Origin of the sequence: Onishia taeanensis, from assembly GCF_013349955.1 — a bacterium.
GTDB lineage: Bacteria > Pseudomonadota > Gammaproteobacteria > Pseudomonadales > Halomonadaceae > Onishia > Onishia taeanensis_B.
Genome location: NZ_JABVXC010000007.1, coordinates 140,574 through 162,316 on the forward strand (window position 1 = coordinate 140,574; position 21,743 = coordinate 162,316).

18 protein-coding genes are annotated in these 21,743 nt (G+C 59.7%); 16 read left to right on the plus strand and 2 right to left on the minus strand.

Annotation, left to right across the window (positions count from 1 at the left end):
* Both HUS66_RS10380 and mfd read right to left on the minus strand, forming a co-directional pair.
* A complete protein-coding gene (locus HUS66_RS10380) occupies nucleotides 1-1,140 on the minus strand; it encodes a L,D-transpeptidase family protein (RefSeq protein WP_175070838.1) in 1,140 nt (379 codons plus the stop codon).
* Between the two features lie 40 nt (nucleotides 1,141-1,180).
* Nucleotides 1,181-4,627, minus strand: a complete 3,447-nt coding sequence (gene mfd / locus HUS66_RS10385) for a transcription-repair coupling factor (RefSeq protein WP_175070867.1) — start codon at nucleotides 4,625-4,627, stop codon at nucleotides 1,181-1,183.
* 416 nt (nucleotides 4,628-5,043) lie between these two features.
* Between mfd and HUS66_RS10390 the strand changes: the two genes are divergently transcribed.
* The 16 genes from HUS66_RS10390 to HUS66_RS10465 all read left to right on the plus strand — a co-directional run bounded on the left by HUS66_RS10390 (nucleotide 5,044) and on the right by HUS66_RS10465 (nucleotide 21,739).
* Nucleotides 5,044-6,507: a glyceraldehyde-3-phosphate dehydrogenase gene (locus tag HUS66_RS10390; protein WP_175070839.1), complete on the plus strand. Its 1,464-nt coding sequence runs from the start codon at nucleotides 5,044-5,046 to the stop codon at nucleotides 6,505-6,507.
* A 488-nt stretch (nucleotides 6,508-6,995) separates the two neighbouring features.
* Nucleotides 6,996-8,348: a Na(+)-translocating NADH-quinone reductase subunit A gene (locus HUS66_RS10395; protein WP_175070840.1), complete on the plus strand. Its 1,353-nt coding sequence runs from the start codon at nucleotides 6,996-6,998 to the stop codon at nucleotides 8,346-8,348.
* Nucleotides 8,348-9,574, plus strand: coding sequence for an NADH:ubiquinone reductase (Na(+)-transporting) subunit B (locus tag HUS66_RS10400; RefSeq protein ID WP_175070841.1), 1,227 nt, complete (start codon nucleotides 8,348-8,350; stop codon nucleotides 9,572-9,574). The genes HUS66_RS10395 and HUS66_RS10400 overlap by 1 nt, the downstream gene beginning before the upstream one ends.
* Nucleotides 9,571-10,350 carry a Na(+)-translocating NADH-quinone reductase subunit C gene (locus HUS66_RS10405; protein WP_175070868.1) on the plus strand — a complete coding sequence of 260 codons (780 nt, stop codon included), beginning with the start codon at nucleotides 9,571-9,573 and terminating at the stop codon, nucleotides 10,348-10,350. Before HUS66_RS10400 ends, HUS66_RS10405 begins: the two co-directional genes overlap by 4 nt.
* Nucleotides 10,351-10,353: 3 nt before the next feature.
* Nucleotides 10,354-11,022 carry an NADH:ubiquinone reductase (Na(+)-transporting) subunit D gene (locus HUS66_RS10410; RefSeq protein WP_175070842.1) on the plus strand — a complete coding sequence of 223 codons (669 nt, stop codon included), beginning with the start codon at nucleotides 10,354-10,356 and terminating at the stop codon, nucleotides 11,020-11,022.
* Nucleotides 11,023-11,643: an NADH:ubiquinone reductase (Na(+)-transporting) subunit E gene (gene nqrE, locus HUS66_RS10415; protein ID WP_175070843.1), complete on the plus strand. Its 621-nt coding sequence runs from the start codon at nucleotides 11,023-11,025 to the stop codon at nucleotides 11,641-11,643. It abuts the gene before it with no gap.
* A 38-nt stretch (nucleotides 11,644-11,681) separates the two neighbouring features.
* Nucleotides 11,682-12,914, plus strand: a complete 1,233-nt coding sequence (gene nqrF, locus HUS66_RS10420) for an NADH:ubiquinone reductase (Na(+)-transporting) subunit F (protein ID WP_175070844.1) — start codon at nucleotides 11,682-11,684, stop codon at nucleotides 12,912-12,914.
* A 404-nt stretch (nucleotides 12,915-13,318) separates the two neighbouring features.
* Nucleotides 13,319-13,573 (plus strand): (Na+)-NQR maturation NqrM, encoded by a 255-nt coding sequence (gene nqrM, locus HUS66_RS10425; RefSeq protein ID WP_175070845.1) that lies wholly within the window; start codon nucleotides 13,319-13,321, stop codon nucleotides 13,571-13,573.
* A gap of 64 nt (nucleotides 13,574-13,637) precedes the next feature.
* Nucleotides 13,638-15,029 carry a Si-specific NAD(P)(+) transhydrogenase gene (gene sthA / locus HUS66_RS10430; RefSeq protein WP_175070846.1) on the plus strand — a complete coding sequence of 464 codons (1,392 nt, stop codon included), beginning with the start codon at nucleotides 13,638-13,640 and terminating at the stop codon, nucleotides 15,027-15,029.
* Between the two features lie 263 nt (nucleotides 15,030-15,292).
* A complete protein-coding gene (locus HUS66_RS10435; RefSeq protein ID WP_175070847.1) occupies nucleotides 15,293-15,727 on the plus strand; it encodes a low molecular weight protein-tyrosine-phosphatase in 435 nt (144 codons plus the stop codon).
* Nucleotides 15,728-16,001: 274 nt separating this feature from the next.
* Nucleotides 16,002-16,781, plus strand: a complete 780-nt coding sequence (locus HUS66_RS10440; RefSeq protein WP_175070848.1) for a Wzz/FepE/Etk N-terminal domain-containing protein — start codon at nucleotides 16,002-16,004, stop codon at nucleotides 16,779-16,781.
* A 208-nt stretch (nucleotides 16,782-16,989) separates the two neighbouring features.
* Nucleotides 16,990-18,078 (plus strand): dTDP-glucose 4,6-dehydratase, encoded by a 1,089-nt coding sequence (gene rfbB, locus HUS66_RS10445; protein WP_175070849.1) that lies wholly within the window; start codon nucleotides 16,990-16,992, stop codon nucleotides 18,076-18,078.
* The gene (rfbD, locus tag HUS66_RS10450; RefSeq protein WP_175070850.1) at nucleotides 18,075-18,971 is read left to right on the plus strand and encodes a dTDP-4-dehydrorhamnose reductase; all 897 of its coding nucleotides are present in this window, start codon (nucleotides 18,075-18,077) and stop codon (nucleotides 18,969-18,971) included. Before rfbB ends, rfbD begins: the two co-directional genes overlap by 4 nt.
* A gap of 13 nt (nucleotides 18,972-18,984) precedes the next feature.
* Nucleotides 18,985-19,863, plus strand: coding sequence for a glucose-1-phosphate thymidylyltransferase RfbA (gene rfbA / locus HUS66_RS10455; RefSeq protein ID WP_175070851.1), 879 nt, complete (start codon nucleotides 18,985-18,987; stop codon nucleotides 19,861-19,863).
* 5 nt (nucleotides 19,864-19,868) lie between these two features.
* A complete protein-coding gene (gene rfbC, locus HUS66_RS10460) occupies nucleotides 19,869-20,417 on the plus strand; it encodes a dTDP-4-dehydrorhamnose 3,5-epimerase (protein WP_175070852.1) in 549 nt (182 codons plus the stop codon).
* Nucleotides 20,414-21,739 (plus strand): oligosaccharide flippase family protein, encoded by a 1,326-nt coding sequence (locus HUS66_RS10465; protein WP_175070853.1) that lies wholly within the window; start codon nucleotides 20,414-20,416, stop codon nucleotides 21,737-21,739. The genes rfbC and HUS66_RS10465 overlap by 4 nt, the downstream gene beginning before the upstream one ends.
* The last annotated feature ends 4 nt before the right edge of the window (nucleotides 21,740-21,743 follow it).

Below are 21,743 nucleotides of genomic sequence, written 5' to 3' on the forward strand. Positions count from 1 at the left end.
TCAGCTCTGATCGATCAGGGCGTGTGCCGCTTGCACATTGACGGTCGTCTCGGTCGCAATCAGCTCCAGGCGGTCGTAGAGCGTCTTCGGGCTGCGCTCATGCTCGGGAGGAGCCGTGTATTCAAGCGCCACCGGCAGGCCGCCGGGTACTTCGACCACGTCGCGCAGGCGGGCATAGTCAACCGGGTAGTCGAGCCCTTCCACGGCTTCGTCTACCTGAGCCAGCGCATTGGTGATGCGTTCGACGGTGGTGCCATCCTCTTCATCCAGATACGGGTAGGCCTGAACGTAAAGCGTGCCATCGGACCAGCCCAGCTTGAAGGGTTCGTTGATCAGGCGGACCTTGGTGCCGACGCCGACCTTTTCGAAGAGCGCTTCCACATCTTCCGGCAGCATGCGAATGCAACCATGGGTGACGCGCATGCCAATACCGTCTGGACGGTTGGTGCCGTGGATCAGATAGCCCGGGATATTGAGACGCATCTTGCGCGACCCCAAGGGATTGTCAGGGCCTGCAGGTACCACGCTGGGCAGTTTGCCGCGGCCGTCCTCGGCATGTTCCTTGATGATGGACTGGGGGGGATACCAGGCCGGGTTCTTGACCATCTGGGTGATCGAGGTGGTGCCCAGCGGCGTCTTCCAGTCCATGCGGCCTACGCTAACCGGATAGGTTTCGACATGAGGCGTTTCGCCATCCTTGGGCTCCGGGAAGAAGTAGATGCGCATTTCGGCCACGTTCACCACGACACCTTCCCGGGGACCGGGGGGCAGGATGAAGCGTGAGGGGATCACCAGCTCGGTGCCTTCTCCGGGGTACCAGACGTTGACGTCCGGATTGGCGCGGCGCATTTCTTCATAGCCGATGCCGTGTTGCCGCCCAATGTCGAGCAGGGTGTCGGACGCCTTGGTGATGACAGTGGTGGTCTCACCGATAATGTCGCCCTCTTCGGGCAGCGGATAGTGGCCCTGGGGCCATTCGGCCTCGGTGGCTGCCTCTTCGCTCGCGGCGGGCTCGTCCGCGCCCTGGGCGTCAAATGCCAGCAGCGACAGCGGTAGCGCCAGCAACAAGCCTGCCATGGTCAATCGCCAGCGGGAGGTGCGCTCGGATCCTGCGGCGCCGGGGGGGTGTGATCTTGCCATCGTTACGTTGCTCATCATGATTTCGGCCGGGCAGGAGTGCCTAGGCCGCCTCAGTCTTGCGGTTGAGTCGTTCGAGAAGGCCTTCCACCGCCTGGAAGCGGGCCTCCTCATTGGCCATGTCGGCCTCGAAGCGCAGGGTGTCGGCGCCATCGAGGCGATAGTGGACGGGATCCTTCTGGATCAGCGAGACCAGGGTCATCGGGTCGACCGCGGTACCCGAGCCAAAGACGACTCGCCCACGTTGTTCTCCGGCCTCAAGCCGGGTGATGCCAAGCTGTTCCGCTCGATGACGCAAACGCGTCTGGCGTAGCAGGGTCTTGAGCGGTGCCGGCAGCAAGCCGAAGCGGTCGATCAGTTCTACCTGAAGTTCCTTGAGTTCGGCGGCGCTTTCGGCGCTGGCGATGCGTTTATACATCACCAGGCGCTGCTGCACATCATGCAGGTAGTCATCGGGAATCAGTGCCGGCAGATTGAGCTTGATCTCCACGCCTTCGTCCAGTGGCGCCTCGATGTTGGGGGTCTTGCCGGCGCGAATGGCCTTCACTGCTCGGTCCAGCATCTGCATATAGAGGCTGTAGCCGATGGTCTCGATCTGGCCGCTCTGCTCATCGCCGAGCAGTTCGCCCGCACCGCGAATCTCCATGTCGTGACTGGCCAGCGTAAAGCCTGCTCCCAGATCCTCCGCTTCGCTGATCGCTTCCAGTCGCTTGATCGCATCCTTGGTCATGTTGCGCGGAGGCGGCGTCAGCAGGTAGGCGTAGGCTTGGTGGTGGCTGCGTCCGACGCGGCCGCGCAGCTGGTGCAGCTGCGCCAGGCCGAACTTGTCGGCCCGTTCGATGACGATGGTATTGGCGCTGGGCACATCGATGCCGGTCTCGATGATGGTCGAGCAGACCAGCACATTGAAGCGCTTGTGGTAGAAATCCGACATGACCCGCTCCAGGCTGCGCTCGGGCAGCTGGCCGTGCGCAACGCCGACCCGCGCCTCGGGCACCAGTTCGCGGACCTGCTCGGCGGTGGTCTCGATGGTCTTGACCTCATTGTGCAGGACATAAACCTGACCGCCGCGCAGGATCTCGCGCAGGATGGCTTCCTTGATCACCGGCTCGTTACGCTGCTGGACGAAGGTCTTCACCGACAGGCGCTTGGCCGGCGGTGTGGCGATGATCGACAGGTCGCGCATGCCGCTCATGGCCATGTTGAGTGTCCGTGGAATGGGGGTGGCGGTGAGCGTCAGGATATCGACCTCGGCGCGCAGGCTCTTGAGGCGCTCCTTTTGGGATACCCCGAAACGATGCTCCTCGTCGATGACCAGCAGCCCCATCTTGGGAAGCTTCATGCTCTTGGACAGCAGTTTGTGGGTTCCGATCACGATATCGGCGCGTCCTTCCTGAATGCGCTCCAGGGTCTTGTCCTGGCTCTTGCCGCCGGTAAAGCGAGAGATCAGTTCGATCTGCACTGCCGTATCGGCGAAGCGGTCGCGGAAGTTGTCGTAGTGCTGCTGGGCGAGCAGGGTGGTGGGCACCAGTACCACCACCTGGCGCCCCGCATTGACGGCCAGGAAGGCGGCGCGCATGGCGACTTCGGTCTTGCCAAAGCCAACATCGCCGCAGACCACGCGATCCATCGGGCGTGGGGCTGTCATGTCGCCGATCACCGCCTCGATGGCGGCCCGCTGATCCGGGGTTTCCTCGAAAGGGAAGCTGGCGGCAAAGCGGGCATATTCGGCTTCCGGCAGATCGCAGGCGAACCCTTCCCGCGCTTCGCGACGCGCATAGACGTCGAGCAGCTCTGCGGCAGTGTCGCGGACCTTCTCGGCGGCCTTCTTTCGGGCCTTTTCCCACTGGTCGGAACCCAGCTTGTGCAGCGGGGCCAGCTCATCGCTGGCGCCGGCATAGCGGGAGATCAGATGCAGACTGTCGACCGGCACATAGAGGCGGGCACCATCGGCGTACTCGAGCGCCACGAACTCCGCGGCCTGGCCGCCGGCCTCGATCGTCTCCAGCCCCAGGTAGCGACCGACGCCATGCGCACGGTGAACCACCGGGGAGCCGGGGTGCAGTTCGGAGAGATGACGTATGGCCAGTTCGCTGTCGTCGGTGGCCTTTTCGCGGCGACGACTCTGGCGTACCACCTCGCCATAGAGTTCGGTTTCGGTGATGACCGCAATGCCCGGCTCATTGATGGCGAGGCCTGCATCCAGGGCGCCTTCAGTAATCGCTCGCTGATGATCGCTGGCCAGGAAGTCTTGCCAGCCATCGACATGAGGCAGGTGTAGCCCCAGGGGGGCAAGGGTCTCCTCCAGTGCTTCGCGACGGCCACGGGACTCGGCAACGAACAGCACCCGTGTCAGCGGTTCAGCCTCCAGGTAGCGTGACAGGGCGGCCAGCGGCTGCTGGGTGCGCGCATTGACGGTCACCGCGGGGGGAGGCGAGGTGTTGCTGAGCCGCGCATGCGGATGCTCTGCGCTGACCAGTTGCACACGCGGCGACTGCTTGATGGCCGCGAAGACCTCGGCCACCGGGACGAACGCCCGGTGCGGTGGAAGCAGCGGCCGCGTTGGGTCGACCCCTAGGTTCTCGTAGCGGCTCTCGATCGACGCCCAGTGATGCTCGGCGGCTTCGAAGACGTCGGGCAGCAGGGCAACCCGCGTGCCTTCTACCATATGGTCGAAGAGGGTGGCGGTCTCTTCGAAGAACAGCGGCAGGTATTGCTCGAGGCCGGGAGACGGAATCGCCTTGAGGGCATCGTTGTAGAGCGGGCACTGACGCGGGTCGACGTCGAACAGCGTCTCGAAGCCTTCGCGGAAGCAGGCAATGGCCGAGCGGGTCAACGGGTACTCGTGGGCCGGCAGCAGCTCGACGGCCCCGACCTTATCCTCGCTACGCTGAGTGTCCGGGTTGAAGTGACGCAGGGTATCGAGTTCGTTGTCGAACAGGTCCAGGCGCAGCGGTGCATCGCTGCCCATCGGGAAGAGGTCGATCAGCGCGCCGCGCAGGGCATATTCGCCAGGCTCGTAGACGGTTTCCACCGCTCGATAACCGGCCCGAGACAGGGTGTCACGAAAGGCCTCGCGATCGATCGTCATGCCGACCTTGAGCGTCAGCACCTGCCCGGCGATGTACTCGGTGGGCGGCAGGCGCTGCATCAGGGTGTTGATCGGCACGATCACGATGCCTTCGCTGGCCTGCTGCAGGCTCCTCAGCGTGCGAAGACGTGACGAGACGATGTCCTGATGAGGGGAGAAGCTGTCGTAGGGCAAAGTCTCCCAGTCCGGGAAAGGCATGACCGGCACCTTGGCGAAGAAGCGCAGATCGTCTTCCAGGCGCTGGGCACTGGCGGTGTCGGCGGTGATGATCATCAAGGGCGCATCATCGGCCAGCCGCGCCAGGGCAAGCGGTGAGGCGCTGCCTTGCGGGGCCTGCCAATAGAGCGTATCGCGCACTCCTTGAGGGCGAGGCGGGTCGAGCGGTGAAAAATGCGGCATGGTGTCGTCTTGATGGCAACCGGGAAGCGGAATGGGTGAGGGCGCGTGGAACGCGTCCATAGGCGCTCCACTCTAGCGGGCCAGGCGCGACTTCGGAAGGGGAGCCGTTGACCCGCCGATTTCGGGTTTGTAGTCAAGTCGCCGTTTCTGTAATTACCTTACAGCGCCTGCGACCATCCAGTAATTGCGGTCATTACCACCGACTCGGATAATGCCTCCAACTTTTATGTCGATACGTCTTTCGTATCGGCACTTCGCCCACCTATTCATCAGTAGCTGTATAGCCGTCGTCAATGGGCAGCTATCCATCAGTAGCGACAAGCAGCCCAACCGTCGCGACAAACAGCTACGGCTACCGGCGATGAGAGGCATGCAAAACGCCATCTCACCGCGATGCTCATCAAGAGAGGCCCTACGTGACTCAGCAGATGCTCGATACCGTCTTTGAGGAATGGCAGAACAACGAAGCCCTGGCCGAGGAAATGATTCCGCTGCTGGGCCGGCTGTATCGTCAGTACAACATCGTTACCTCGCTGTTCGGCCGTTCGCTGATCAACCAGTCGGTAATTCGCATCCTCAAGGATCATCGCTTCGTCAAGAAGGTCGAGGGCACCGAGCTTTCCGTGCAGGATACCTTCCCGCTGGTCAAGGCGATGACCGAGCTGAACCTGGGGCCGGCTCACGTCGATATCGGCAAGTTGGCCGTGGCCTTCAAGCATAGCGAGACCGATGATGTCAGCGCCTTCCTCGAGCAGGAGCTTGCCGAGATCGTCGGCGCTCACTGCAAGGTGAAGGGCAATGGCGAGCCCAAGGACGTGGTGCTGTACGGCTTCGGTCGCATCGGCCGTATCCTGGCGCGCATCCTGGTCGAGAAGGCCGGCGGCGGTAATCTGCTGCGCCTGCGGGCCATTGTGGTGCGGGGGCGGGGCGACCTGGCCAAGGATCTCGAGAAGCGGGCCAGCCTTTTGCGTCGCGACTCCGTTCACGGGCCCTTCTCCGGTACCATCAGCGTCGATCACGACAGCAGCGCCCTGATCGTCAATGGCAACTACATCAAGGTGATTTACGCCAACCAGCCCAGCGAAATCGATTACACCGCCTATGGCATCGACAATGCCATCGTGGTCGATAACACCGGCATGTGGCGCGATGAAGAAGGGTTGGGGCAGCACCTGGCCTGCCAAGGCGTGTCCAAGGCGCTGCTGACCGCGCCGGGCAAGGGCGATGTCAAGAACGTGGTATATGGCATCAACCACACCGATATCGCGCGTGAAGATCGCATCGTGTCCGCGGCGTCCTGTACCACTAACGCCATCGTGCCGGTGCTCAAGGCGCTCAACGACAAGTTTGGCATCGAGCATGGCCATGTCGAGACCGTGCACTCCTACACCAACGATCAGAACCTGATCGACAATTATCACAAGGGTGATCGTCGCGGCCGCAGTGCGCCGCTCAATATGGTGCTGACCGAGACCGGCGCCGCCAAAGCGGTGGCCAAGGCACTGCCGGAGCTGTCTGGCAAGCTGACCGGCAATGCCATTCGTGTGCCGACCCCCAATGTCTCGATGGCGATCCTGAACCTGAATCTTCATCAGGCAACCGACGCTCAGGCGCTCAACGATTACCTGCGCCGCATGGCGATTCACTCGCCGATGCAGAAGCAGATCGACTTCGTGGATTCCACGGAAGTGGTCTCGTCCGACTTCGTGGGCAATCGTCATGCCGGGATCGTCGATGCCAAAGCCACCATCGCCGATGGCAAGAATGCCGTTGTCTATGTGTGGTACGACAACGAGTTCGGCTACAGCTGCCAGGTGGTACGCATTCTGCAGCACATGTCCAACGTCAGCTTTCTGGCTTTCCCGATGAACCGGGATTAAACGCACCGAGACCGCATTTACTGACAGCATCGTGCGTCCGAGCCCAAGGCTCGGGCGCTTTCCTCCTCGGTGCTCATTTGTGATTCCTGCGTCGCGTGGCAACTAACGCTCGCTATTCTTCCCGCCTCGCTTGCCTGTTTCGCTCGTCTGTGTGACTGGACTGGCTATACTCGGCAGATTTTTCTCCCCTGGCGATTTCTCCTAACCATCTGATAAAAATGCTCTCTTTCCTTCCCTGAAGAGCGTCTGCGTTGTTGCCCCCTGGCTGCCTGCTACCTTAGGCCGTGTGGCCTTTCGTTTCGCATGTCATTATAATGACCGAGATTTTAGGGGCGGTCCGCGCGTCGCGGGCCGAACTGACAACCTTCTGATAAGAAAAGAATTCGAACGCCGTGACCGTAATCCTTGGCGCCAATCCACTGGCCCTGGGCTAACGCGTGTTTCGAACCTCTTTCCTGACACATCAGAGCCGATAACTGGGCGAGTCTATGATCGAAGTCAAACGAGGCCTGGATCTCCCCATCGCGGGGGCGCCCGAGCAGCGCATCGAGGATGCGCGCCCGGTTCGTCACGTGGCCATCCTGGGCACCGACTACGTTGGCATGAAGCCGACCATGGAGGTCCGGGAGGGGGATAGCGTCAAACTAGGCCAGCTGCTCTTCACCGATAAGAAGATCGACGGCGTGCGGTTCACCGCGCCGGCGGCGGGTGAAGTCGTAGCGATCAATCGCGGGGAGAAGCGCAAGCTGCTGTCCGTGGTGATCAAGGTTGATGAAAATGAGGAAGAGGCCGTCGAGTTCACCGCCCATGGCGCCGGTAAGCTCGACAGCCTCGACCGTCAGGTGGTGGTGGACCAGCTCGTCGAGTCGGGTCTCTGGACGGCACTGCGCACGCGCCCGTTCTCACGTACGCCGACACTCGATGGGGTGCCGGAAAGCATCTTCGTGACTGCGGTCGATACCCATCCGCTAAGCCCGGATCCTGCCGTCATCATCAATGAGGCGCCCGAGGCATTCGAGAACGGTCTCAAGGTGTTGTCGAGGCTCACCGAAGGCAAGGTCTTTCTTTGTCAGGCACCTGACGCCAACCTGCCCGGCAGCAACGTCGAGCAGGTGCAGGTCGAGAGTTTCGGCGGTCCGCACCCGGCCGGCTTGGTGGGCACCCACATTCATTACCTGTCACCGGTGGCCCTGAACAAGAAGGTCTGGCACATCGGCTATCAGGACGTGATCGCCTTCGGCAAGATGTTCGCAGAGGGCAAGCTGGACGTCAGCCGCGTGATCGCGATTGGCGGTCCGCGTGCCGAAAACCCGCGCCTGCTGCGCACTCGCATCGGTGCCAGCACCGAAGAGCTGCTGGCCGGCGAGGTCAAGTCGCCTGACGATACACGCGTGATCTCTGGCTCGGTATTCGCCGGCTCTATCGCCGAGGGCGCCCTGCGCTATGTGGGGCGTTTCCACAACCAGCTGAGCCTTTTGGAAGAGGGCAACAAGCGGGCCTTCATGGGCTGGCTGTCGCCCGGTGCCAACCGGCACTCGGTCATGGGTATCTATCTGTCGAAGATTCTCGGCCTCAAGAAGTATGCCCCCGACACCTCCACCAATGGCTCCGAGCGTGCCATGGTGCCGGTTGGCAATTACGAGACCGTCATGCCGCTGGATATCCTGCCCACCCAACTGCTGCGTTCGCTGATCGTCGGCGACATTGAAACTGCCATGCAGTTGGGGTGTCTGGAGTTGGATGAAGAGGACCTGGCGCTGTGCACCTACGTGTGCCCGGGCAAATATGAGTACGGTCCCATCCTGCGTGACAACCTCACTACCATCGAGAAAGAGGCCTGATGATGGGAATCCGACAGACACTCGATAATCTCGAGCCGCACTTTCACAAGGGTGGTAAGTACGAGCAGTTCTATCCGCTCTTCGAAGCCGTCGATACGATTTTCTATGCGCCGCCCAGCGTCACCAAGACCACGGCTCACGTCCGTGATGGTGTCGATCTGAAGCGCATCATGATCACCGTCTGGATGTGCACCTTCCCGGCGATGTTCTTTGGCATGTGGAATGCCGGCTGGCAGGCCAATGCCGCCATTGCCGACGGTTATGCTTCCATGGGCGGCTGGCGCGAAGCCATCCTGATGCTGCTGGCTGGTGGCCATGATGTAAGCAGCGTCTGGTCCAACTTCGTGCTGGGTGCGACCTACTTCCTGCCGATCTACCTGGTGACCTTCGTGGTGGGCGGCTTCTGGGAAGTGCTGTTCGCCATCAAGCGCGGCCATGAGGTCAACGAAGGCTTCTTCGTCTCCTCGGTGCTGTTCGCGCTGATCCTGCCGGCGACCATTCCGCTGTGGCAGGTGGCGTTGGGTATCACCTTCGGCATCGTGATCGGCAAGGAAATCTTCGGCGGTACCGGCAAGAACTTCCTCAACCCGGCACTGACCGGTCGTGCCTTCCTGTATTTCGCCTATCCGGCGCAGATCTCGGGCGACAGCGTCTGGGTCGCGGCCGATGGCTATACCGGTGCCACGGCACTGTCCACCGCTTACCAGAGCGGTATGTCGGCGCTGTCCACTCAGTTCAGCTGGATGGATGCCTTCCTGGGTTACATCCCGGGTTCCATCGGTGAAACGTCGACGCTGGCGATCCTGATTGGTGCCGCCGTGCTGCTTTGGACCCGCATCGCCTCCTGGCGCATCATGCTGGGCGTTTTCCTCGGCATGGTGGCGACCAGCTCGCTGTTCAATGCCATCGGCTCCGATACCAATGCCATGTTCGCCATGCCCTGGTACTGGCACCTGGTAGTGGGTGGCTTCGCCTTCGGCATGGTGTTCATGGCGACCGACCCGGTCTCCGCCTCCATGACCAACAAGGGGCGTTTGGCCTTTGGCGCACTGATCGGCGTGATGACGGTGCTGATCCGTGTCGTGAACCCGGCCTTCCCCGAGGGCATCATGCTGGCGATTCTGTTCGCCAACCTGTTTGCCCCGCTGATTGACCATTTCTTTGTCCAGGCCAACATCAAGCGCCGCCAGCAGCGTACTGGTGCCATGGCTGAGGAGAGTGCCTGATGGCGAGTAACAACTCCATCAAGAAGACGCTGATCGTCGCCTTCGCGCTGTGCATCGTCTGCTCGGTGATCGTGTCCACTGCCGCGGTCGCATTGCGCCCGCAGCAAGCGTTCAACCAGGAGGCCGACCGCAAGTCGAACATCCTCCAGGTAGCGGGCCTCTATGAGGCAGGCGAGTCGGTTACCAAGCAGTTCGAACAGGTGACCGCGCGTGCCGTCGACCTGCGCACCGGTGAATACACGGATGCGGTGGATCCGGAGACCTATGATCAGTTCTCCGCTTCGCGTGACCCGGCCCAATCGCGCACACTGTCTGGCGAGAAAGATATCGCCGGCCTGTCGCGTCAGGAAAACTATTCGGTGGTTTATCTGGTCGGGGATCCGCAAAATCCCGAGCAGATCATTATACCGGTACGTGGTCAGGGCCTATGGGGTCTGATGCGTGGCTACTTGGCGCTGCATGGCGATGCCAATACCATTGAAGGCATTACCTTCTACTCCCACTCCGAGACACCGGGGCTGGGCGGTGAAGTGGATAACCCGAAGTGGAAGGCTCAGTGGGAAGGCAAGCAGGTGTACGCCGATGGTGATGTGGGCGAGGGTGCCCCAGAGATCGCCCTGGTCAAGGGCGGTGCCAGCGGCGCGACAGAAGTCGATGCCCTGTCGGGTGCTACGCTCACCAGTAAGGGCGTGACCAACCTGGTGCAGTTCTGGCTAAGTGATGCCGGCTTCGGCAACTACCTCGCCAAGATCCGTGACTCAGCGGAAGGAGCCTAAGATATGTCAGCCGCAACCCCTAAAGGCGTGCTGATCACGCCGATCTTCAAGAATAACCCGATCGCACTGCAGATCCTCGGGATCTGCTCGGCGCTGGCGGTGACCAGCAGCATGAGTGTATCGCTGGTCATGGCGCTGGCGGTTATCGCGGTCACGGCGTTCTCGAATCTGTTCGTCTCACTGATCCGCAACCATATTCCGTCCTCGATCCGCATCATCGTGCAGATGACCATCATTGCCTCACTGGTGATCGTGGTCGATCAGGTGCTCAAGGCTTATGCCTATGAGATGTCCAAGCAGCTGTCGGTGTTTGTCGGTCTGATCATCACCAACTGCATCGTGATGGGCCGCGCCGAGGCCTTTGCCATGCAGAATGGCCCGGTGCTGTCGTTCCTCGATGGTGTGGGTAACGGCCTGGGCTATGGTGTGATTCTGCTGATCGTCGGTTTCTTCCGTGAACTGCTGGGCTCGGGCAGCCTGTTTGGCATTACCATCCTGACCCCCGTCCAGGACGGTGGCTGGTACGTGCCCAACGGCCTGATGTTGCTGCCGCCTTCCGCGTTCTTCGTCATTGGCCTGTTCATCTGGGTGCTGCGCAGCGTACAGCCGGAGCAGGTTGAAGAAAACGAGTTCAAGATGAAGGAAAACACCCAACCGAAGGAGGCCGTGTAAATGCTCGAACATTATCTCAGCCTGTTCATCTCGGCGGTCTTCGTCGAGAACATGGCCCTAGCCTTCTTCCTGGGCATGTGTACCTTCCTCGCCGTGTCCAAGAAGGTCTCGTCGGCGATTGGCCTGGGCATCGCGGTGATCGTGGTACTGGCGATCACCGTGCCGGTCAACAACCTGATCCTTACCTATCTGCTCGAGGAAGGGGCGCTGTCCTGGACCGGAATCAGCGGCGCCGAAAACATCGACCTGTCGTTCCTCGGTCTGCTGAGCTATATCGGCGTCATCGCCGCACTGGTGCAGATTCTCGAGATGTTCCTCGATAAATTCGTACCGTCGCTCTACAACGCTCTCGGCGTCTTTCTGCCGCTGATCACCGTGAACTGCGCCATCCTGGGTGGCACGCTGTTCATGGTCGAGCGTAACTACAACTTCGGCGAATCCGTCATCTATGGTGCCGGCGCAGGCATGGGCTGGGCGCTGGCCATCGCCGCCCTGGCCGGGATTCGTGAGAAGCTCAAGTACAGCGATGTGCCGGCGGGTCTGCAGGGCCTGGGCATCACCTTCATCACCGTGGGTCTGATGTCGCTAGGCTTCATGTCCTTCTCCGGTATCCAGCTCTGAGGCCCGCCTCAGGCAACGAACACCAATAGGAACCCGACATGGTTGATACAACTGTCATCTTGCTCGGCGTGGTCATGTTCACCGTGGTCGTTATCGGCCTGGTGGGGATCATCCTCGCCGCGCGCAGCCGACTCGTCAGCAGCGGCGATGTGACCATCGAGATCAATGGCGATCCCGAGTACACCCTGAGCACCCAGGCGGGCGGCAAGCTGCTGCAAACCCTGGCGGCCAACGGCATTTTCCTGTCTTCGGCCTGCGGCGGTGGCGGCTCCTGTGCCCAGTGCAAGTGCCGTGTGCCCGACGGCGGCGGGGCGATCCTGCCAACCGAAGAATCCGCGTTTACCATGCGTGAAAAGAAGGAAGGCTGGCGCCTTTCTTGCCAGGTGCCGGTGAAGCAGGACATGAAGATCGAGGTCCCCGAAGAGGTCTTCGGCGTCAAGCAGTGGGAGTGCGAGGTCACCTCCAACCCCAACGTCGCGACCTTCATCAAGGAGCTCAACCTCAAGCTGCCCGAAGGCGAGGAAGTCGACTTCCGTGCCGGTGGTTACGTGCAGCTGGTGGCGCCGCCCTATGACATCAAGTTCTCCGACTTCGATATCGAAGAAGAGTACCGGGGCGATTGGGAGAAGTTCGAGCTGTTCAAGGTCTCCCACAAGAGCGACGAAGAGGTCATCCGCGCCTACTCGATGGCCAACTACCCGGAAGAGTACGGCCTGCTCAAGTTCAACATCCGTATCGCCACGCCACCGCCCGGCACCGATCATCCGCCGGGCCTGATGTCGACCTACGTCTTCAACCTGAAGCCGGGCGACAAGGTACAGGTGATGGGGCCCTTCGGTGAGTTCTTCGCCAAGGACACCGATGCCGAAATGGTTTTCGTTGGCGGTGGTGCCGGCATGGCACCGATGCGCAGCCACATCTTCGACCAGCTCAAGCGCCTGAACTCCAAGCGCAAGATCTCGTTCTGGTACGGTGCGCGCTCCTGGCGCGAGACCTTCTACAACGAAGAGTTCGACCAACTGGCCGAAGAGAACGACAACTTCGAGTGGCACCTGGCGCTGTCGGATCCGCTGCCCGAAGACAACTGGGAAGGCCCGACCGGCTTCATCCACAACGTGCTCTATGAAAAGTACCTCAAGGACCATCCGGCTCCCGAGGACTGCGAGTACTACATGTGTGGGCCGCCCATGATGAACGCCTCGGTGATCAAGATGCTGCTGGATATGGGCGTCGAACCCGAGAACATCGCATTGGACGATTTCGGCGGCTAAGCATTCATCGCCAAACTCGGTGGCTGGGTACCGGGGGCAAGGCGCAGCGAGGGTCCTTGGCCATGGATGGCCTAGGTAGCGCCCAAGGAGGGGTTAACAGCGCCCTCGCGCAGCGTTGCCGCCGGTAAACGCCACGCCAATGAAATAGGCCATTGCGATACAGGGCTGGCCCACTGGGCCGGCCCTGCTTCTTTTCACCTATCGCCCTTTGCCCGACTGTTACCTCGCCTGACGACAACAGGAATGATGTGCCGCCAGCCGAGGTCACAGTGATACAGGGATAGTAATAGGGATAGTAATAGGGATAGCAGTAGGGACAGTCCTTTCATTCGTGACATTCATTCACTCCCCATCGCCTGCCTCGCTTTGGACAGATACCTCCAGAGGCAGCCAAGGAGACTCTCATGACGATCTGGCTTCTAGTATTCGGTTTCATGCTGCTACTGATGGCCGCCATGGCGATCGGCGTTATCCTCGGCCGCAAGCCGATTGCCGGTTCCTGCGGCGGGCTCAATAACCTGGGCCTCAAGAATGGCTGCGATATTTGCGGCGGCAACGACAAGGTCTGCGAAGAAGAAAACCAAAAGACCACCAGTGCCCGCCGTGCCAGCGACGAGAGCCGTGGCGCCGATCTTGGCTATGACGCCACCCGGCGCTGAGCCACTGGCCGCATTCAGTCGCACAAGATAGATATAGACGGGACCCTCAGCGTTAGGAGAAACGATGGCAGTTCATAATTACGACGTGGTGGTGATCGGTACCGGTCCCTCGGGCGAAAGCGCCGCGATCAACGCCGCGAAGCATGGCAAACGCGTGGCGATCATCGAAAAGCAGCAGTCCGTGGGTGGCAACTGCACCCACTGGGGGACCATCCCCTCCAAGGCGCTGCGCCATCAGGTCAAGCAGATCATGGCCTTCAACACCAACCGCATGTTTCGCGATATCGGTGAGCCGCGTTGGTTCTCGTTTCCCAAGGTGCTGCAGCGTTCCCAGGTGACCATCGACCAGCAGGTCGAAATGCGTACTACCTTCTATGCCCGTAATCGCATCGATGTGTTCTTTGGCCTGGCTCGCTTCAAGGATGAGCACACCCTGCTGGTGCGCGATAACCACGAAGGCGTCGAGGAAATCAACGCCCAGAAAATCGTCATCGCGACCGGCTCGCGACCTTATCGCCCGGCAGACATCGACTTCCGTCATCCGCGCATCTACTGCTCGGACACCGTGCTCGGGCTGTCGCACACGCCACGCACCCTGATTATTTTCGGTGCCGGCGTGATCGGCAGCGAGTACGCCTCGATCTTCTCCGGCCTCGGCGTCAAAGTCGACCTGCTCGACTCCCGCGACCGGCTGCTGTCGTTCCTCGACGACGAAATCAGCGACGCGCTGTCCTACCATCTGCGCCACCACGGCGCGCTGATCCGTCATAACGAAGACTATGAGCGGGTAGAGGGCGATGAGTCCGGCGTCGTCGTGCATCTGAAGTCCGGCAAGAAGCTGCGTGCCGATGCCTTCCTGTGGGCCAACGGCCGCACCGGTAACACCGATCAACTCGGGCTCGAGAACATCGGCCTGGAAGCCAACGGCCGCGGCCAGTTGCAGGTCGATAACCACTACCGTACCGCCATTCCGCATATCTATGCGGTGGGCGACGTGATCGGCTGGCCGAGCCTCGCCAGTGCCGCCTACGACCAAGGCCGCAACGCAAGCGACGACCTGCTGGATGAGGACTTCCGCTTCGTCGATGACGTGCCGACCGGCATCTACACCATTCCCGAGATCAGCTCGGTGGGCAAGACCGAGCGCGAGCTGACTGCCGCCAAGGTGCCCTACGAAGTCGCGCAGGCCTTCTTCAAGGACACCGCCCGCGCGCAGATCACCGGCGACACCGTGGGCATGCTCAAGATCCTCTTCCACCGCGAGAGCCTCGAGATTCTCGGTATTCACTGCTTCGGCGACCAGGCCTCCGAGATCGTACACATCGGCCAGGCGATCATGCAGCAGGAGGGCGAGGCCAACACCCTCAAGTACTTCATCAATACCACCTTCAACTACCCGACTATGGCCGAGGCCTATCGGGTAGCGGCGCAGAACGGTCTCAATCGCCTGTTTTGACCGAGGCCGATTACCGAGACCCCTACCTGAGCTCAAGCATAAACCCCGACCCAAGAGCCGGGGTTTATGCATCATGTTCAGGGCAAAGCACAAGTTGGGTTTCGTTCTCCAGGTGTCTCGATTTTCGCCCGCCTTCAAGCCGACACAGTGGCCCATCGGGCTCGCTATAATCCAGACATGACATGGCCGTCTGCAGGAGTATTACTGACGGAAGTGCCGGGAGTGTCGGTATCTTCATCTAACAGTGCCTGGGAGTTCAGGTCATGATCGAGCATATTCTGGTGGTATGTACCGGCAATATCTGCCGTAGCCCGGTGGCGGCCGCCATGCTCAAGCAGCTATGCCCAAGCAAGCGTATTGAGTCGGCGGGGTTGGGGGCCATGGTCGGCAAGGGCGTAGATCCCACGGCAAGGCAGCTGGCGGAGGCCGTAGGGCTAGACGTGACTGGCCATGTGGCTTGCCAGCTAACCCATGAAATGCTGCAACAGGCCGACCTAGTGCTGGTGATGAGCCATGGCCAGCGCCTAGCCGTAGGCGAGTTGTCACCGGCAGCGCTCGGCAAGACGATGCTGTTCGGGCACTGGTTGGAAAGCAAAGCAGCGGAGATCCCCGACCCCTATCGTAAGAGCGAGCAAGCCTTCCAGCACGTTCACCGACAGCTGTGGCATGCCGCTCAAGCGTGGGCCGAAAAGCTCTAGCCAAGAACCGTGGTAGAAGGGCAAGAGGTAACATAACAATCATAACTGATTGATGTTTCGGCCATATGTCGCCGATTAGCAACCCCATTCGCTACCTTTTCTCACCATTGTCGTCTAGAGCTTGATCGACAATCAGCATACAATGCGCAAACTGCGGCAGGTCTGCGCAAGCCAATATGAATCATAGGGTTAGGGAACACGCCCAGGTAATCCCCGGGCGGTAGCGTGCCTGCTCGCCGCATGAATAAATAGCTAATTAACGAGTAACCGATCAATGACAGAGCAGCGCTCTTCCTACGATGACGAAATATCCCTGGTCGACCTAGCGGCCATTCTGGTGCGCCGCTGGAAGGCAATGGCCATTATCTTCGCGGTGGTAGTGCTGGCAGCGTTCGCCTACGTGCTGACCATGACACCGACCTATAGCTATGTATCGGTTTACGATGTGGCTGAGCAAGCCCCAGTAGGGGAGGGGAGTACCGAACGGGCGCTGGAGTCGGCGAACACCGTCATCGCCAAGGCACAGAGTCTCGCCGTAGCTCCCGTGACGCGTGAGCTCCTCCAGCAGTCAGGGCTAGAATCGCTCCCTTTTGCTGTGGACCTGTCGACGCCTGAGGATACTCAGCTAGTGAAAATTACCTCACAGGCTTCAGAAGCCAACTCGGCCTTGGTAGAAAAGATGCACAGTGCTCTGTTGGATAACATCGCAAGCAACCAGCAGGCCTTGGTCGACCGACAGCGTGCTAGCCTCGAGAGCCGCCTGGAAAGCCTGCAAGATTCACTTGAAGCCGCCGAGCAATCTGCATCGCCTAGTGCAGCAGATCTCCTGGCCAGCTATTCCGAGCAGATTGCGATGACCAAGGATCGCCTTGGCTTACTCAAGGATGGCCGAATCGCGCAGACGGCACAGCAGAGCCTAGAAAAAACAGGTACAAGCCGTACGCTTATAATGGCACTCGCCTTGGTACTGGGCGGAATGCTGTCTGTAATGGGTGTCTTCCTTATGCAGTTTGCGGGTCTTGTCTGCAGCAGCCTTAAACAACAGGAACTCTAATGCCACTGATAACCGCCCTTATCGGTGGTGGTCAATAAAATCAGCAGGTTACGGGAATCGCCTCATAGAAATATGAGGCTTTTTTATAAAGATGTGACGGTTTTGGCGAAATAAAAAATTGATAAAAATGTGATGTGTCTCAGGTGGCTGCTCACTTTTTTGTGATTTTTTGATTGTTCAGCCAGTGTTTTTAATGAATAGGAAAGCTATGAAGTTATTGGTTACCGGCGGCGCGGGCTTCATCGGCTCAGCTGTGATTCGCCATATCATCACTAACACTGCCGACAGCGTGGTCAATGTCGATAAGCTGACCTACGCCGGAAATTTGGAATCGCTGGCCGAGGTCAGCGACAGTGAGCGCTACGCATTTGAACAGGTGGATATCTGCGACCGAGATGAGCTCGAGCGGCTATTCAGTGAGCACCAGCCAGATGCAGTGATGCACCTGGCCGCTGAGAGCCATGTCGACCGTTCCATCGATGGTCCAGCAGCGTTCATCGAAACCAATATCATCGGCACCTACACCTTGCTGGAAGTGACGCGGTCTTACTGGAATGGCTTGGATAGTGAACGTCAGCAAGCATTCCGCTTCCACCATATCTCCACCGATGAGGTGTATGGCGACCTGGAGGGGCCGGAGGGACTGTTTACCGAAGAAACCTCCTATGCCCCCAGCTCGCCATATTCCGCCAGTAAGGCTAGTTCGGATCACTTGGTACGTGCCTGGCAGCGCACCTATGGCATGCCCACGCTGATCACTAACTGTTCCAACAACTACGGGCCCTATCACTTCCCCGAGAAGCTGATCCCGCTGGTGATCCTCAATGCGTTGGAAGGCAAGGCACTGCCTGTCTATGGCAAGGGCGAGCAGATCCGCGACTGGTTATACGTAGACGACCACGCTCGGGCACTTTACAAGGTAGTGACGGAAGGAAGAGTTGGGGAGACTTACAATATCGGCGGCCACAACGAGAAGCAGAACATCGAGGTTGTGCATACTATTTGCAGCCTTCTCGACGAACTGGCTCCGGTGGGTAGTACGCTTGCCCAGCAAGTGCCTAGCCTCACGCATTATCATGATCTGATTACCTATGTTGCTGACAGGCCTGGCCACGACCTGCGCTATGCCATCGACGCAGACAAGATTGAGCGTGAGCTTGGCTGGCGGCCCGAGGAAACGTTTGAGAGCGGTATTCGCAAGACGGTGCAATGGTACCTAAATAACCTCGCGTGGTGCCGGCGTGTCCAAGACGGCAGCTATCAACGCGAAAGGCTGGGAACAGGTATTTCAGTATGAAGATGTTGCTGTTCGGCAAGCACGGACAGGTGGGCTGGGAACTCCAGCGATCCCTGGCGCCCCTGGGCGAGTTCATTGCCTTAGATCGCTATGGTCGCGACGGTCTAACCGGTGATCTGGCAGATATTGATGGCTTGCGCCGCACTGTGCGCGAATTTAAGCCTAAAGTCATCATCAATGCCGCAGCCTATACTACCGTAGACCGTGCCGAGAATGAGCACGAACTGGCTAGTCGTATCAATGGCGAGGCTCCCGGCGTGCTAGCGGAGGAGGCGTGGGCGCTGGATGCATTGCTTGTGCACTACTCAACCGACTATGTGTTCGATGGCAGCGGCGATGTCCCCTGGCGGGAAACTGACACTACGGGGCCTGTAAATCACTACGGCGCCAGCAAGCTAGCCGGTGAAAAGGCTATTCAGGCCTGCGGCTGTCAGCAGCTGATCTTTCGCACCAGCTGGGTCTATGCCGCCCTTGGCAGTAACTTTCTGGCCACCATGGGCAAGCTGATTCGCGAGCGCGACGCCCTCAAGGTGATCAACGACCAGGTTGGGGCGCCCACCGGCGCTGAGCTGATCGCTGATGTGACGGCCCACGCCATACACCAGACCCTTGGTGATGCTTCAAAGCAGGGACTTTATCATCTGGCGGCAGGCGGCGAGACCAGCTGGCACGGTTTCGCCACTTTCATCGCTGAGTGGCTGCAAGGGCAGGGAGCCGAAATCCAGGCTACCCCTGGTCGAATTACTCCTATCACTACCAGCGAATGGGTCACGCCCGCGACGCGTCCGCTCAACTCTCGGCTCGACACTAGCAAGTTGGAAAACGCCTTCGGCCTCACCCTGCCCACTTGGCAGCAAGGCGCCGCCCGCGTACTTCTCGAAACTCAGCGTTAAGTAAGGACCCGATATGGCTCGCAAAGGCATTATCCTCGCCGGCGGCTCCGGCACGCGTCTCTATCCCATCACCAAGGCCATCTCCAAACAACTGCTTCCGGTGTACGACAAGCCGATGGTCTATTACCCGCTTTCGGTGCTGATGCTGGCTGGTATACAGGAGGTCCTGATTATTACCACTCCTGAGGATCAGGAAGGTTTCCAGCGGCTGCTGGGGGATGGTAGCCAGTTCGGCATCACGCTCAGCTACGCCGTGCAGCCGAGCCCCGACGGACTGGCTCAGGCCTTTATAATTGGTGAGGAGTTCATCGGCGACGATCCGGTATGTCTGGTGCTCGGCGACAACATCTACCACGGCCCCGGCCTCTCCAAGCAGTTGCAGGCGGCCAGCGCCCGGGTTAGCGGCGCTACGGTGTTTGGTTACCAGGTCACCGACCCTGAGCGCTTCGGCGTGGTGGAATTCGATGAGGATAAGCGTGCAGTCTCCATCGAGGAGAAACCGGAGAAGCCGAGATCGCGTTACGCGGTGACCGGCCTGTACTTCTACGACAACGAGGTCGTCGAGATCGCCAAGGCGGTCAAGCCCTCGCACCGCGGCGAACTTGAGATCACCAGCGTCAACCAGGCCTACCTGGAGCGCGGCGATCTTAGAGTCGAGCTGCTGGGGCGTGGCTACGCCTGGCTGGATACCGGCACCTTCGACTCCCTGCACGAGGCTTCTAGCTTCATCGAGACTCTGGAGAAGCGCCAGGGCTTGAAGGTGGCCTGCCTGGAGGAAGTGGCTTACCGCATGGGATACATCAACCGCGACCAGTTGCTAGCCCAAGCCGATGAGTTGAAGAAGAACAGCTACGGCGCCTATCTCACGCAAATCGCCGAGCAGGAGGCCTGAGTCGAATGGACGTGATCGAGACTCGCATCCCCGACGTTAAACTGATCAAACCCAAGGTGTTCGGTGATGAACGCGGCTTTTTCATGGAAACATGGAACGCCCAAGTATTTGCCGAGGCCGGCATCGAAGATAACTTCGTGCAAGACAACCACAGCCGCTCGGTGCAGCATACCCTGCGCGGCTTGCACTACCAGATGAAACAGCCCCAAGGCAAATTGGTGCGCGTCACCCGCGGCGAGGTGTTCGACGTGGCGGTGGACCTGCGCAAGAGCTCGCCCACCTTCGGCGAGTGGGTTGGGGAGGTGCTCTCGGAAGAAAATCAACACCAGCTTTGGGTGCCGCCCGGATTCGCCCACGGCTTTTACGTAATTAGTGACACTGCGGATTTCCAGTACAAGTGCACGGATTTCTACGCTCCCGAGTTTGAGCGTTGTATTCGTTGGGACGACCGAGGCTTGGCCATTACCTGGCCGCTTTCGGATAACGTTGAACCTCTGGTCTCGGAGAAGGATCGCCAAGGTGTCGCTTTTGTCCAAGCGGAGTGCTTCGAGTGACCGCCGCATTACAGCGGCTGTATGCCCTTGGCCGCGGTAATGCTCTCAAGGCACAACTCGTACGCGGTGCCTTGGGGGTGGGTGGGCTCAAGTTGCTCTCGCTGCCGCTGACGCTGGTCGCTTCCGTCTTGCTGGCTCGTGGACTGGGGCCGGAAAGCTACGGCCAGTACTCATTTGTCATGGCAGTGCTCTCTCTACTGGTACTGCCGGTAGGCCCCGGTCTCGGTCAACTGGTGACTCGTGAAGTGGCGAAGTTTCATCACGGTGAAGAGTGGGGGCTGTTTCGGGGCCTGCTTAAGCGTGCCCACCAGTGGGTGATCCTTGGATCAATTCTGTTGATGGTGATCATCGCTATGTTGGCCGCTCGAAATGCGAGCTGGGTAGTGAATGATCACTGGACACTACTGTTCCTCGCTAGCCCGCTATTGCCACTGCTGGGACTTAATGCGTTGAGGACTAGTATTCTGAGAGGATTGCGTAAGATCATCTTCGCTCAGATTCCTGAACTCCTTGTACGCCCTAGCTTGCACCTGGTCATAGTGAGCGGGCTTTTATTAACGGGACTACTTAACCCCGCTACCGCACTGGCCAGCCAGGTGGTGGTAACTACCTTGTCGCTCGCTCTGGGGTTGTGGTTATTCTTTAGATGCCGCCCAAGGCAGATTGCGGATGCGAAGCCAGTGTATTTGAATGGTGAATGGGGTGGGGCACTATTGCCTTTCACCTTTCTGGCAATAGTCAGTACCTTCAATGCACAGATTGGCATTCTGGTGTTGGGATGGCTTGGATCAGATACCGAAGTGGGGGCGTTTAGGGTTGCTCAGAACGGCGCAATGTTTGTGTCATTATCTCTGACCATCGTCAACATGGTGCTCGGACCCCACATCACCCGAGCCAACCGGGACAAAGATATATCACGCTTGCAGCATCTCTCACGACAGTCAGCACGGGCCGCGTTGGTCGCTGCGCTGCCGGTTGCTATTCCGCTTATCTTCTTTGGGGAACCGATTATCAATCTGATTTTTGGTGAAGACTACACCGACGTAGCGGTCTGGCCTTTGGCGATCCTGGCAGTGGGGCAGCTTGTAAACGTGGCATTTGGGTCGGTGGGCTTGTTCCTAACCATGACTGGATATGAGCGCGATACCCTGCTCGGGCATGTTACCGCCCTGGTAGCCACTGTGTTGGCGGCCGTTACCCTGACTCCCCCCTTTGGTGCGGTGGGCGCGGCGCTGGCGGTGACGATCGGCCTTGTGACGTGGAATGCCGTGCTCGCCATCCGCTTCATTCAGCGGATGGGGTTCCGGCCCTCGGCTTTGTAAAGGA